The organism is Thermoflexus sp. (assembly GCF_025055495.1).
In the GTDB taxonomy this organism is placed as follows: Bacteria; Chloroflexota; Anaerolineae; order Thermoflexales; family Thermoflexaceae; genus Thermoflexus.
This window is the reverse complement of sequence record NZ_JANWXB010000201.1, coordinates 1-12,404: the sequence shown is the minus strand read 5'-3', so window position 1 is coordinate 12,404 and position 12,404 is coordinate 1. Positions and strand designations below refer to the sequence as shown.

Below are 12,404 nucleotides of genomic sequence, written 5' to 3'. Positions count from 1 at the left end.
GGCGCCGCCTTCGGCGGCGCCCCAGCCCCAAAACCCCCTGGAGAGCTCGGAAGTCGCCCATGGCGTGAAAAATCTTTCGGCTCCAAATCAAAAACGGATAAAGCAGCAGGAGGCTGGCGCGTGAAAGGCAGTTTCATCCCGGTGCGCCGGGTGGCGATGATCAGCGTTCACACGTGTCCCTTGGCGACCCTGGGGGGCAAGGACACGGGAGGGATGAACGTTTATGTCCGCGAATTGACCCGGGAGCTGACTGGCCGTGGGATTGCTGTGGATGTCTTCACCCGCTCCCAGAATCCTCATCTGCCTCATGTCGTCCATGAGCTGGGACCCGGAGGACGCGTGATCCACGTTCCGGCTGGGCCGGAAGCTCCGATCGAGAAACATCGGATCCTCGCGCACCTCCCCGAATTCGTTGAACGGGTTCGACGCTTCGCGGAGCATGAAGGCTTGGCTTACGATGTGATCCATAGCCATTACTGGCTTTCGGGCCTGGCGGCGCTTTCTCTGCGATCCGTATGGCGGGCCCCGGTGATCCAGATGTTTCACACCCTGGGCCAGATGAAGAACCGCGTCGCCCGGCGAGCGGAGGAACGGGAGCCTCCCCAGCGTCTGGAGGCTGAGCGGAGGCTGGTTCGCGAGGCCGATCACCTGGTGGCGGCCACGCCGCTGGAGAAAGCCCAGCTGGCATGGCTATACGGTGCCACGTCCTCTCATATCACGGTCATCCCTCCTGGGGTGGATATCCAGCGGTTCCATCCGATCCCCAAGGTGGAGGCTCGGCGGATCCTGGGGTTCCCCCCTGAACGGCGTTATGTGTTGTTCGTTGGACGGATCGAGCCGCTGAAAGGCCTGGAAACTCTGATGCGGGCGGTGGCCATCCTGGCCCAGGATTGCCCAACCTGGACCCGGGATTTCGCCGTAGTGGTCATTGGGGGCGATCCGGATACAACAACGGATGCGGAGATGCGACGGCTGCAACAACTCCGGGAAGAGTTGGGGATCACCGATCTGATCGCCTTCCTGGGGGCCAAAGCGCAGGAAACGCTCCCCTATTACTATAACGCTGCCGATGTGGTGGTCATGCCTTCTGATTACGAGTCTTTCGGGCTAGTGGCGCTGGAGGCCATGGCCTGTGGCACGCCGGTTATCGCTTCGGATGTAGGGGGATTGTCGTATCTGATCCGTGATGGGGAAACCGGCCTGCGAGTGCCCCGACGCCAGCCGATTGCGCTGGCGCGGGCGCTGGATCGCCTCCTGCGGGATGAGGGGCTGCGGCAGCAGTTGGGGGAGAACGGCCGTCGTTGGGCCCAGGGATTCGCCTGGCCGATCATCGCAGAGCGTATTCTAAGCCTTTATCTTGAAGTCTTGAAAGCTTATCGGGGACGCTCCAGGCACCTCATTTGCTATGGCCGCTGGAGCGCGAGTTTATGAACAGGAGTTATGCCGTTTGCTTCCTCGGGAAGTCCTTCCTCCCCGATCAACGAACGATCTGGGGCGAGATAGGCCGCTAAAGGTGGCCCCTCTCGCCCCAGATCGGGCATCATGCTTACATCCGGAGGGAAAGGGATGATCACTGTGGTGCCCCCTGAGGTCCACTGGTTCTATGCGGAGAAGCGCCCCAGCGCAGGCGCGGTCGCGGAGCAGCTCCGCCAGAGCCTGTGGTTTGTGCGCCTGCAGGAGGCATGGGTGTCTCCGGAGGATCCAACCCGGAAAGAGCCGCCCTTCCGCTATCGGGGTTACTGGCGAGAGCGAGCCTTTGAGATCGAATTCGAGCCCCGGCGCTATGTGATCCTTCGGGCGGCTGAAGATCTTCCAAAAGTCGTCGAAGCGTTACAGCGTTCCCTGGGCGTGGGACCGGCTTTTTCGTATATAGATGAGGAAAACGGGGTGGTCTATGAGTGGCGCTGGGGAGACCGGGAGGCTCGCTGGCAGGAACTTCAGGGGATCCCCCGCTACCAGCGGTTGCGCCGTCTGGACCGCCGCGGTTCGTGAGGGACATCGATGGGCGGGCCGCTGGCCCGCCCATCGGTTGAGGCGCCGGGATGTAGCCGGCCCTGCGCTTTCTTCAGGACAGGCGTCCGGTAAGAATCGCCAGCTTGACCTCCTCGATGGCCCGGGTGATCTGGATGCCCCGCGGGCATGCCTCCACGCAGTTGAAGATGGTGCGGCAGCGCCAGACCCCGAACCATTCGTTCAGAACCCGCAACCGTTCGGTCGCCCCCTGATCCCGGCTGTCGAAGATAAAACGATGGGCCTGAACGATAGCTGCCGGGCCGATGTATTCGCGATTGGCCCAGAAGGAGGGACATGAAGTGGTGCATGCTGCGCAGAGAATGCACTTGGTGGTATCATCGTAGCGATCCCGTTCCTCCGGGGTCTGCAGGCGCTCTCGCTCCGGCGGCGGATCGTTATTGATCAAATACGGCAGGACCTTCCGATAGTTCGCAAAGAACGGCTCCATATCCACCACCAGATCCTTGATCACCGGGAGCCCAGGGAGGGGCTGCACGGTGATCACACCTCGACCTTCCCCCATGGCTTCGCGCACCAGAACCTTGCACGCCAGTCGGTTACGACCGTTGATGCGCATCGCGTCGGAGCCGCAGATGCCGTGGGCGCAGGAGCGACGCAGCGCGAGCGTGCCATCAATATACCACTTGACGTAGTGAAGGGCATCCAGGACACGATCCACCGGCTCTGCTTCCACTTCGTATTCCCCCCACCAGGGCTTTCGGTCCTTCTCCGGGTTGAATCGCTGGATGCGCAATCGGACCTTCATGGCGTATCCTCCGATGCGGACTGGGTCTGGGAAGGCATGGACCAGGTCCACCCCCATGGGGTGCGCTGGAATTTGCGGGCTCGGGCGGTTTCGCGCGCGGCCTCGATCAGGGCCGTGCCCCGCCCCTCCCGCTCCGCCAGCAGGCATCCTTCCAGCAGGATCTCCAGGTAGAACGGCTCCCCTTCATGAACCTGTCGCCACACGTTCTCCCATGTTTCCACCAGGATGTGAAGGTTCCCGCAGGCCCGTCGGTCCACCTCGGGATAGGGGATAGGCTGAGCGAACAGGACCAACAGATCGGCATCGCTGGTGTCCAGATAATCCCCGCGGGCCAGGGAGCCGAAGAGGAACACCGCATCCGGCTCCAGCTCGTTTATCCGCTGCAGGAAGGCTTGGATGCAAGCGGCCTGAGGGCTATCCTCCCAGGTTTCCCTGCACGAACTCCAGGATCCGTTCCGCATGGTCCACGCACCGCTGAGCGATCTTGCGGTCGTAATATTGGGCAGGATACCCTTCCACAAAATGGTTGGGATAACGAGAGCCCGTGTAGTGCCAATCCAGCTCCCGGGCCGCTTCGACCAGCGCTTCTGGAATGGAGAGCTTCCCCGCGAGCGCCTCCAGCATGGCCACCAGACGATGCCCTCGATGCTCCTGATGATGGAAGCGAAGCAGCGCCTTCAACCCTTTCTCCGCTGCTTGATGAGCCTGAAAGGCCGCCCACTCGTAGAAGCCTCCATCCAACATGGAGCGGGCGGCTCTCAGATCGCGGAGCCCTTGAGCCAGCCAGTCCTGGTAGCGGGAGGGCATCAATACTTCCGCTCCTTCGGCGGCCATTTGGTGATGACCACTGGCTTATAAGCGAAGGTCACCTTGCCGTCCTGGCGCCAAATCAGGGTATGCTTGAGCCAGTTGTCATCGTCCCGCTTCGGATAATCCTCCCGATAATGGGCGCCTCGGCTCTCGGTGCGGTTCAAGGCGCTGAAGGCGGTGGCCTCTGCCACATCCAGCAGAAAGCCCAGCTCGATCGCTTCCAGGAGATCGGTGTTGAAGCGATATCCTTTGTCGTCGATGCGGATATGCTGATAGCGCTCCTGGAGCTCCCGGATCTTCTCGATCGCGGTCTCCAGCCCGCTGGCCTCTCGGAACACGCTGGCGTAGGTCTGCATGGTATCCTGAAGCTCGTTTCGCAGGATCGGGACCCGCTCCTCACCGATCCCATTGCGGATTCGCTCCACCATCTCGACGGTGAAGGCCTCCGGCTCGGGTGGGAGCGGGGCGAAGTCTGCCTGCTGGCAGTATTCCGCCATATGACGGCCTGCCCGCCGGCCGAAGACAACCAGGTCGACCAGGGAGTTGGTCCCCAGGCGGTTGGCCCCGTGCACCGAGACGCAGGCCACTTCGCCGGCGGCGTAGAGGCCTGGAACCGGCGTGTTATGCTCATCCCGGATCGCGCGGCCGTCCACATCCGTCGGGATGCCGCCCATCGCGTAGTGGGCAGTGGGCTGGATGGGCACTGGCTCCCGCATGGGGTCGATCCCCAAGTAGACACGGACGAACTCAATGATGTCCGGGAGCTTCCGCTCCAGATATTCCGCGGTGACCTCCATGCCGCCCGGGGCGCTCTTGAAGCGGTTGATGGTCTCGGGGCGGAAATCCAGGTAAACGTAATCCTTCCCACCGATGCCCCGCCCTTCACGGATCTCCATGTAGATGGCCCGCGAGATCACGTCGCGGCTGGCCAGGTCCTTCAACGTAGGGGCGTAGCGTTCCATGAACCGTTCGCCCTTATCGTTGATCATCACCGCGCCCTCGCCCCGCGCGGCCTCGCTGAGCAGGATCCCCAGTTTGTAGATGCCGGTGGGGTGAAACTGGAAGAACTCCATATCTTCCAGCGGGAGCCCCCTTCGCCATACGATCGCCATGCCATCCCCGGTCAGGGAGTGGGCATTGGAGGTGACCTTGTAGATCCGCCCGGCACCGCCCGTGGCCAAGAGCACGGCTTTACTGTGAAAGACATGGATGTCCCCGGTGGCGATCTCGATGGCCACCACCCCGCGGGTCACCCCATCCTCCAGGATCAGATCGGTGACGAAGAACTCATCGAAAAAGGTGACGTTGTGCTTGATGCACTGCTGGTAGAGGGTCTGGAGGATCATGTGGCCGGTGCGGTCGGCGGAGTGGCAGGCCCGCATCACGGGGGCCTCGCCGAAGTTGCGGGTATGCCCGCCGAACCGGCGCTGGGCGATCTTGCCGTCGGGAGTGCGATCGAAAGGCAGACCCATATGTTCCAGCTCGATGATCGCCTCGATCGATTCATAGGCCATGAGCTCGGCGGCGTCTTGATCCACCAGCCAATCTCCACCCTTTACCGTGTCATAGGCATACCATTCCGGCCGGTCCTCCTCCATGTTCCCCAGCGGCGCCGCGATGCCTCCCTGTGCCGTCCCGGTGTGGGATCGGGTCGGGTAGAGCTTGCTGAGGACCGCTGTTTTCACCCGTTTCGAGGCGTAGAGGGCCGCCATCAGGCCGGCACCCCCTGCGCCAACCACCACCGCATCGAATTGATGCCGATGGACTTTCATCGGAGCGCTCCTTCGCCTCGGAATTTCAGCAGCACATCCATTAGGGAAGTCGGGGGCGGAACGGGGAGCCTTTGCTCCCCGTTCCGCCCCGAAAGATTCTTCTCCCCCTCCCTATCGCTATCCCCCTCGCGCCCTTTGCGCCCCTCATACCAGCAGCAGGCGCATCGGCTGGAGGGTTCGGGTGAAGGGATTCAACACCAACCCCAGGATCTCCAGGGTGACCACCCCCAGCACGGCCTCATCGCCGGGCTCCCCCAGAATCACCGGGGTATGGCCCTCTCCCTGGGGCAGGGTGATGTGACATTCTGAAATGTTCCGTTCAATCGTCGTGCCATCGGCCAGAATGAATGTGGCGGAGCGTTTGGGTTTCAGCTCGATGGCCTGCCATGCTTCATAGGGGAGCAAGGTATAAGTCGCCCCGCTGTCAACCAGAAAGCGGACGGCAGCCTGCTTCCCGGTCGGGCCGGTTACAATCCCCTCAATGTAGGTCAGACCCATGCGCCCAACCCTCTCACCCGATCGGAGGGCATCCCTCGGGCAGCGCGGTGACCCGCACGCCCCCAATCAGAGCGATGGTTCCGATGAGAATGACGAAGGTCCCACCGACGAAGGCGATCCATTTCAGCGCCTGATTCCAACCACGATGGTGCACGTAGTCATCAATCACATGGCGCAGGCCGTTTAGGCCATGGATGTAGGCCAAGAACAGCAGCAGGGCGTCGTAGACCCGCCACCAGAACATTACGTTCCAGCGATAGTAGACAAAGCATGCGTCGATGGTATGAACATTATTGATGATGTGCATGATCGCCAGATGGCCGAAGGCCAGGGGGATCAGCAGCACACCCGAGACCCGCATGAAAACCCAGAGCCAGACTTCCAGGCGGGGGCGGATGGCTGGGACCGCGCGTGGGGCGATTTTCGGGATGGCCGCCATGATCACCTCCCCAGGATGCCTTTCTGAAGGATCACGTTGCCCATAATGAAGAAAGTGGGGATGTAGAGGGCGAGGAAGGCGACGACTGTCCACAGGATCAGGCGGGCCTGGATCTCCGCGGCCCACAGGCGAGGGCGGAAATCGCTGATTGTAATGCGCAGCCCGTTGAGGCCATGCCAGAGCACGCAGGCCACCAGGATCAGCTCGCCGAGGCCGAAAACGGGATGGCGATACAGGGCCATCGCATGCTCATACCAGGTGGGAGCAAAGTAGACCAGCGAGGTGTCCAGAATATGAACGGTGAGGAAGAGAAGGGTTCCCAGCCCGGCCACCCGGTTGGCCACCCAGGCCCACTGGTGGACCCGGCCGCGATACTGGGGGATCTCCTGGAACACTAACCGTAACCCGGCTCCGGGGGTCCAGGCCCATTCCAGGGCCCGCCATCGCTTCCGCGCCCCCTCCGGGAGGGTCACCTCTGAACCGGCCATGGCAGGCTCCTTTGGGAAGGTTTTCACTTGAATTATAAATCCGACTTGTTCTGAGGCAATTTCGAGGATCCTTTTCAGGAACGCGAGACTGTTCTTTCCCGCATCATCGTGCAGGCGAGGAGGAGAAAAGAGAGTCCGCCATCCGGAACGATGCCTTGACGGGTGACAGTTGCGCGCTATCGGAGCCGCTCCGCCAGCCACTGAGCGATGGCTTCCACGTCCTCCCGGCTCAGATCGAACCAGCGGATGCGCGGGTCGTTCAGGCGGAACCAGTTATACTGGTGGTGCACGAAATCCCGGGTGGCGGCCTGGATCTGGCGGATCGCTTCCTCCAGGGAGATCTCGCCCCGCAGGTAGGCACCGATCTGCCGATAGCCCAGCCCGGTCATCGCTGGGAGATCCCACGGATAGCGCTCAGCCAGCCGGCGCGCCTCTTCCACCAGCCCCTGCGCGATCATCCGCTCCACCCGCTCATCGATCCGCCGGTAGAGCTCCGCGCGGGGCCGCGTCAGGCCGATGAGGATCGTCCGGTAAGGCGGAGGGTTCTTGCGCCGCTGAGCGGAGAAGGGCTTCCCGGTTTGATAACACACCTCCAGGGCGCGGATCACCCGACGGACGTTACGGGGATCGATGAAGGCGGCGGCCTCCGGATCCAGCCGGCGGAGCTCTTCATAGAGAGCCTGGGGTCCTTCCCGCCGGGCTCGCTCCTCCAGCTCACGGCGCAGCTCGGGATCCGGCGGCGCCGGCGGGATCTGCCACCCTTCCACCACGGCCCAGACATAGAGGCCTGTTCCCCCGACCAGGAAGGGCAAGCGTCCCCGCCGGTGGATCTCCTCGATGGCTGTATATGCCATGCGCTGATATTCGGCCAGCGTCAACGGGCGGTCTGGGTCGGTGACATCGATCAGGTGATGGGGCACGCGAGCCCGTTCCTCCGGCGTCGGCTTCGCCGTTCCGATGTCCATGCCCCGATAGATCTGGCGGGAGTCCGCGGAGACGATCTCCCCGTCGAAGCGCTCTGCCAGCTCCAGGGCCACCTCGCTTTTACCGACGGCCGTCGGCCCCACAACCGCCACTAAGGGACGATCGGAGGAAACGGGCTCTCCCATCGGCTCCGCCACTCAAAGGACTTCCGCGATAAGCCCGCCCAGGAGGGCGATGATCAGGCCAAGATAGAGGAAACAATGAAGCGTCGCCAGGGCGCCGAGGACTGGGAGGCCCGAGGCAAGCTGATGAAGAAGGAGCAGGAGGAAATCCAGAACGATCAGGCCCGCCCCGATCACGATGGGCAGGCCTTTATGCTGGGCCAGGAATTCGGCCGTGCGATCGATCCATCGGCTCAGGGCCGACATATGATGGGTCTTCCCGATGGGCGTTCATTACATCTTGTAGGGGCAGCCCCCCGTGGCTGCCCCATATGGGGGGCAGGCACAGGGGCCTGGCCATACGGGCAGACACAGGGGTCTGCCCCTACGGGCGGGCCCCTGTGCCCGCCCCTACCTGGATGGCGAGGGCCATTCCCGTGGCTGCCCCTCCACGGAATACCGGGGCAACGCTGCGATCTCCCCATGGTCCAGATACGGCCGGAAGGCGGCCAGCAGTCGGCCGGGCAGACGCCCGAAGAGGGTGACCTCATTGTCGGTGTGGGCCTCCCATTCCACCACGCCCTGATTGTAGAACATGGCGATGAGATCCCCACGGCTCAACGGCAGTCGCACCCGCACCGGTGTGAGGCTCCGATAGAGGATCGCCTCCACCTTTCGGAGCAGGTCTTCCAGGCCGATGCCGTAAGCGGCTGAGATGGCCACGAAATCGAAGTGCTCCGCCGCCATCGCCCGCGCGGCCGCCGGGTCCGGGAGCCGGTCGATCTTGTTGAGGGCGGTGATCATCGGGATGTCCCGCACCCCAATCTCCCGCAGGGTCTGGATCACCACCCGGGCCTGCTGCAGCGCGTTGGGATGGGTGATGTCCAAGACGTGGAGGATCAGATCCGCCTCGTTGATCTCCTCGAGGGTGGCCCGGAAGGCGGCCACCAGCTGGTGCGGCAGCTTCTGGATGAACCCCACGGTATCGGTGAAGAGGGCTACTCCACCCTCGGGGAGCTTCACCCGCCGGGTGGTGGGATCCAGGGTGGCGAACAGCTGATCGGCCACCAGGACGTTCGCGCCGGAGACCGCGTTGAGCAGGGTGGACTTGCCAGCGTTCGTGTAGCCCACCAGGGCCACCACCGGCACCTGGGCCCGGCGCCGACGCTCGCGATAACGCTGGCGATGGGCCCGCACCTCCTCCAGTTCCCCCTTAAGATGAGCGATGCGGTCCCGGATCCGCCGGCGATCGATCTCCAGTTGCTTCTCGCCCGGCCCCCGGAGGCCCACCCCGCTGATCCCGCCCCGGCCGAAGGAGCCACCCGCTTGCTGGGCCAGGTTCTGCCAGCGACGGGTTAGGCGAGGGAGGCGATACTCATACTGGGCCAGCTCCACCTGGAGCGCTCCCTCGCGGGTATGGGCATGCTGGGCGAAGATGTCCAGGATGAGAGCGGTGCGGTCCAGCACGCGGACGTCGTCGCCGAAGGCGTTCTCGAGGTTACGCTGCTGAGAGGGGGACAGCTCATCGTCGAAAATGACCATGTTGGCACGCATGGCCCGGACCAAGGCCCGGATCTCCTCCACCTTTCCGGGCCCAATATAGGTGGCGGGGTGAATGCGGCGAAGCCGCTGCACCGCCCGGCCAACCACCTCAATGCCGGCGGTGCGAGCCAGCTGCGCCAGCTCATCCAGGGAATCCTCCACCGGCAACAACCCCGGCTTCCCGTGGATCTCGGTGCCCACCAGCACCGCCCGATCCACCGGGGCCACCGTCTCCTGCGCTCCGCGCCCGATCGTTCACCTCCTTGGGCTAAGAGGAAGCCTGGGATCGGGCGACGGCCAGGCCGTCGCCCGATCTCTTCACCGCTGCCGGCTTTCCCGATACGCGATCCAGATCGCCCAGCCGAACACCAGGGCTTCGAAGATGGCTGCGCCGATCAAGTAGGGCTCATAGCTCATCGGCTCTCACCCGAGCGAAGCATGGAAGGCCTGGATGCGGCGCACCGCCTCCTCCAGACGGGAGACTGGCTGGACGAGGGAGATCCGGATGTAACCCTCGCCGGCCTCGCCGAACATCGCCCCGGGGGCGACGGAGACCCCCGCCTCCTCCAACAGACGAGCTGCATAATCCGCGCTGTCCCAGCCGGATGGCAGGCGCGCCCATACATAAATCGTCGCACGAGGCCGTTCCGCCGTCAAGCCCGCCGCCTGCAGGCCCTCCACCACCACGTCTCGCCGCCGGGCGTATTCCGCGTTGCGCTCCTCCATCCACTCGTCGTCATAAGTAAGGGCGACGGCGGCGGCCTCCTGGATCGGGCGGAAGTGGCCGGAGTCGATGTTGCTCTTGAGCTGGGCCACCGTGCCCACCACCTCCGCGTTGCCCACCAGCATCCCCACGCGCCAGCCGGCCATGTTATGGGACTTGGAGAGGGAATAGAACTCCACCGCTACCTCCTTCGCGCCGGGGACGCTGAGGACGCTGGGGGCGCGGTAGCCGTCGAAGGCAACATCCGCGTAAGGGTTATCGTAGGCCAGGAGCAGCCCGTGCTGGCGGGCGAAGGCCACCGCCTCGGCCAGGAACTCCGGCGTCGGGCAGGCCGTCGTGGGGTTGTTGGGGTAATTCAGCCAAAGGACCTTCGCCCGGGCCAGGACCTCCGAGGGGATCTCCGAGAAATCGGGGAACCATCCCCGCTCCGGCCGCAGGGGCATATAGAAGATATCCGCCCCCGCCGCCAGGGCGCCGTCGGTATAGGTGGGATAGCCCGGCGAGGGAACCAGGGCGATATCCCCGGGACCCAAATAGGCCATGGCGAGGTTGAAGATCCCCTCTTTCGAACCGATCAGGATCAGGACCTCGCGGTCGGGGTCCAGCTCGACCTCGAAGCGGCGGGCGTAGAAGCGGGCCACCGCCTGACGCAGCGTAGGGATCCCCCGGTAACCGGCGTAGCCATGGGCCCGGGGGTCGCGGGCGCTTTTTTCCATCGCTTCAAGGATGAAAGGCGGCGGCGCCATATCGGGGCTGCCGATATCCAGGCGGATGATGTCGCGGCCCTGGGCCTGCAACTCCGCGATCCGCCGCTCCAGGGCGGCAAAGGGGTATGGCTTCAGCCGTCGCATGCGCGCTGAGGGAACTGGCGGCATCGTCCTTCCACCTCCAAATTTTTGCCTATTTTAATCCAATCTACACTCAAGCAGTGATATCAAACGTCATAACATCGGGGGTTCTTTTATCCTTCCCCTGTCTGACAACCCGAGGCTTAACAACAGACAAGCAAGCGCAGCGATAGGAGAGGCGACGATGAGGGAACCATCAATTCGAAGATGAACAGCGGATGCAGCTATCCCGCTCCGGCGTTCCGCAACGCCTGCAGATGAACGGGTTTCAGGACCGCGTAGAGGAAGGCGTGGGCCGGCGTGGGGAGGCCGTGGCGTCGCCCGATGCGCACCACCGCCCCGCTCATAGCCTCAAGCTCCAGCGGGCGACCCGCCTCCACGTCCCGCTGCATCGAGGCCGTCGCCGTCGGCGCCAAGTTGTCAATGAACGCCATCGTCTGGGGCACCGCCTCCGGATCCAGGGCCACCCCCTCGGCCCGGGCCGCAGCCTCGATCTCTCGCATCGCCTGCTCCAACAGCGCCCGGGTTTCCGGGACCGCCCGCCAGGCCCCTATCGGGAGGCGCACGACGCTCCCCACCCCGCCGATGGCAGCGATGAACAGGAATTTGGTCCACAGCACCTTCCGGATCTCGGCCGTCGCTTCCGCCTCTGCCCCGGCCTCCGCGAAGGCGCGGGCGATGGCCTGGGCCCGCGGGGTGAGCTGGCCGTCGAGCTCCCCGAGGACCACGCGACGGAAAGCGCTCTCCTGTCGGATCACGCCCGGGGCCTCGATCCGGGAGACCACCCAGACGGCGCCGGCCAGCGTTCGTTCCACTCCTACCTCGGCGGCCACCTGATCCGGCGCCTCCACCCCGTTCTGCGTCGTCAGCACCACCCCCTCCGGCCCCAGCAGGCGGGGGAGCATCCCCACGGTTTCCGGGATATGGTAGGTCTTCACGGCATACAGCACCAGGTCCGCGGGCGGGGCCTCCTCCGGCCGGTCGGTGGCCCGAACGGGATAAAGGTGGAAATCCCCGTGGACGCTGTGCACCTGGAGCCCCCGGGCGCGCATGGCCTCCAGATGCGGGCCCCGGGCGATGAAGGTGACCTCGTGGCCCGCCCGGGCCAGCAGCGCCCCGAAATAGCCTCCCACCCCGCCGCTTCCGAACACCGTCACGCGCATGGTTCTATCCCCTCGAATGAGATCGCTACACCTCTCCCGCCCGAGGATTCGGACAGGAGTCGCATGGTGCCAGGTAGAATTCCCCTCCGAAAGGACCGGCGCGAGGGATTTTACCGGTGGAGGAGATCCCTCTGGTGGTCTACCCCACCGGTGAAAGGAGAACACCCATCGACGCAGCGCCTCTACCGAGTGTTTTGGGGTGCGGGGCCGGGGACCTTCGGCCCCGCACCCCGGGGATCTTCTTTCCTTCCCCCTC

14 protein-coding genes are annotated in these 12,404 nt (G+C 64.1%); 2 read left to right on the top strand and 12 right to left on the bottom strand.

Annotated elements, in window-relative coordinates:
* The first annotated feature begins 120 nt into the window (after window positions 1-120).
* Window positions 121-1,431: a glycosyltransferase gene (locus tag NZM16_RS06860; RefSeq protein WP_295448303.1), complete on the top strand. Its 1,311-nt coding sequence runs from the start codon at window positions 121-123 to the stop codon at window positions 1,429-1,431.
* 135 nt (window positions 1,432-1,566) lie between these two features.
* Complete coding sequence (locus tag NZM16_RS06855; protein ID WP_295479520.1) at window positions 1,567-1,992, top strand: hypothetical protein; 426 nt, start codon at window positions 1,567-1,569, stop codon at window positions 1,990-1,992.
* Window positions 1,993-2,065: 73 nt separating this feature from the next.
* Here the strand turns inward: NZM16_RS06855 and NZM16_RS06850 are convergent, their stop codons facing one another.
* The 12 genes from NZM16_RS06850 to NZM16_RS06795 all read right to left on the bottom strand — a co-directional run bounded on the left by NZM16_RS06850 (window position 2,066) and on the right by NZM16_RS06795 (window position 12,148).
* Window positions 2,066-2,779: a succinate dehydrogenase iron-sulfur subunit gene (locus NZM16_RS06850; RefSeq protein ID WP_295448307.1), complete on the bottom strand. Its 714-nt coding sequence runs from the start codon at window positions 2,777-2,779 to the stop codon at window positions 2,066-2,068.
* Window positions 2,776-3,165, bottom strand: a complete 390-nt coding sequence (locus NZM16_RS06845) for a nucleotidyltransferase domain-containing protein (RefSeq protein ID WP_367281014.1) — start codon at window positions 3,163-3,165, stop codon at window positions 2,776-2,778. Before NZM16_RS06845 ends, NZM16_RS06850 begins: the two co-directional genes overlap by 4 nt.
* Window positions 3,166-3,193: 28 nt before the next feature.
* Window positions 3,194-3,586 carry a HEPN domain-containing protein gene (locus NZM16_RS06840; RefSeq protein ID WP_295479517.1) on the bottom strand — a complete coding sequence of 131 codons (393 nt, stop codon included), beginning with the start codon at window positions 3,584-3,586 and terminating at the stop codon, window positions 3,194-3,196.
* Window positions 3,586-5,361 (bottom strand): succinate dehydrogenase flavoprotein subunit, encoded by a 1,776-nt coding sequence (sdhA, locus tag NZM16_RS06835; RefSeq protein ID WP_295479514.1) that lies wholly within the window; start codon window positions 5,359-5,361, stop codon window positions 3,586-3,588. The genes NZM16_RS06840 and sdhA overlap by 1 nt, the downstream gene beginning before the upstream one ends.
* 144 nt (window positions 5,362-5,505) lie before the next feature.
* Complete coding sequence (locus NZM16_RS06830; protein ID WP_295448315.1) at window positions 5,506-5,859, bottom strand: aspartyl protease family protein; 354 nt, start codon at window positions 5,857-5,859, stop codon at window positions 5,506-5,508.
* Window positions 5,860-5,872: 13 nt separating this feature from the next.
* Window positions 5,873-6,298: a hypothetical protein gene (locus NZM16_RS06825; protein ID WP_295448317.1), complete on the bottom strand. Its 426-nt coding sequence runs from the start codon at window positions 6,296-6,298 to the stop codon at window positions 5,873-5,875.
* A 2-nt stretch (window positions 6,299-6,300) separates the two neighbouring features.
* A complete protein-coding gene (locus NZM16_RS06820) occupies window positions 6,301-6,786 on the bottom strand; it encodes a hypothetical protein (protein WP_295448318.1) in 486 nt (161 codons plus the stop codon).
* Window positions 6,787-6,962: 176 nt separating this feature from the next.
* Window positions 6,963-7,895: a tRNA (adenosine(37)-N6)-dimethylallyltransferase MiaA gene (miaA, locus tag NZM16_RS06815; protein ID WP_295448320.1), complete on the bottom strand. Its 933-nt coding sequence runs from the start codon at window positions 7,893-7,895 to the stop codon at window positions 6,963-6,965.
* A 12-nt stretch (window positions 7,896-7,907) separates the two neighbouring features.
* The gene (locus NZM16_RS06810) at window positions 7,908-8,138 is read right to left on the bottom strand and encodes a hypothetical protein (protein WP_295448323.1); all 231 of its coding nucleotides are present in this window, start codon (window positions 8,136-8,138) and stop codon (window positions 7,908-7,910) included.
* A 144-nt stretch (window positions 8,139-8,282) separates the two neighbouring features.
* Complete coding sequence (gene hflX, locus NZM16_RS06805) at window positions 8,283-9,641, bottom strand: GTPase HflX (RefSeq protein ID WP_295479508.1); 1,359 nt, start codon at window positions 9,639-9,641, stop codon at window positions 8,283-8,285.
* A gap of 195 nt (window positions 9,642-9,836) precedes the next feature.
* The gene (locus tag NZM16_RS06800; RefSeq protein ID WP_295448329.1) at window positions 9,837-11,012 is read right to left on the bottom strand and encodes an aminotransferase class I/II-fold pyridoxal phosphate-dependent enzyme; all 1,176 of its coding nucleotides are present in this window, start codon (window positions 11,010-11,012) and stop codon (window positions 9,837-9,839) included.
* A gap of 197 nt (window positions 11,013-11,209) precedes the next feature.
* Window positions 11,210-12,148: a 2-dehydropantoate 2-reductase gene (locus tag NZM16_RS06795; RefSeq protein WP_295479505.1), complete on the bottom strand. Its 939-nt coding sequence runs from the start codon at window positions 12,146-12,148 to the stop codon at window positions 11,210-11,212.
* Window positions 12,149-12,404: the final 256 nt, after the last annotated feature.

Coding starts and splice junctions, on each gene's coding strand:
- NZM16_RS06830 (WP_295448315.1), bottom strand. CDS start 5,859: ATGGGTCTGACCTACATTGAGGGGATTGTAACCGGCCCGACCGGGAAG.
- NZM16_RS06820 (WP_295448318.1), bottom strand. CDS start 6,786: ATGGCCGGTTCAGAGGTGACCCTCCCGGAGGGGGCGCGGAAGCGATGG.
- NZM16_RS06800 (WP_295448329.1), bottom strand. CDS start 11,012: ATGCCGCCAGTTCCCTCAGCGCGCATGCGACGGCTGAAGCCATACCCC.
- NZM16_RS06850 (WP_295448307.1), bottom strand. CDS start 2,779: ATGAAGGTCCGATTGCGCATCCAGCGATTCAACCCGGAGAAGGACCGA.
- NZM16_RS06810 (WP_295448323.1), bottom strand. CDS start 8,138: ATGTCGGCCCTGAGCCGATGGATCGATCGCACGGCCGAATTCCTGGCC.
- NZM16_RS06795 (WP_295479505.1), bottom strand. CDS start 12,148: ATGCGCGTGACGGTGTTCGGAAGCGGCGGGGTGGGAGGCTATTTCGGG.
- NZM16_RS06825 (WP_295448317.1), bottom strand. CDS start 6,298: ATGGCGGCCATCCCGAAAATCGCCCCACGCGCGGTCCCAGCCATCCGC.
- NZM16_RS06855 (WP_295479520.1), top strand. CDS start 1,567: ATGATCACTGTGGTGCCCCCTGAGGTCCACTGGTTCTATGCGGAGAAG.
- sdhA (WP_295479514.1), bottom strand. CDS start 5,361: ATGAAAGTCCATCGGCATCAATTCGATGCGGTGGTGGTTGGCGCAGGG.
- miaA (WP_295448320.1), bottom strand. CDS start 7,895: ATGGGAGAGCCCGTTTCCTCCGATCGTCCCTTAGTGGCGGTTGTGGGG.
- NZM16_RS06840 (WP_295479517.1), bottom strand. CDS start 3,586: ATGCCCTCCCGCTACCAGGACTGGCTGGCTCAAGGGCTCCGCGATCTG.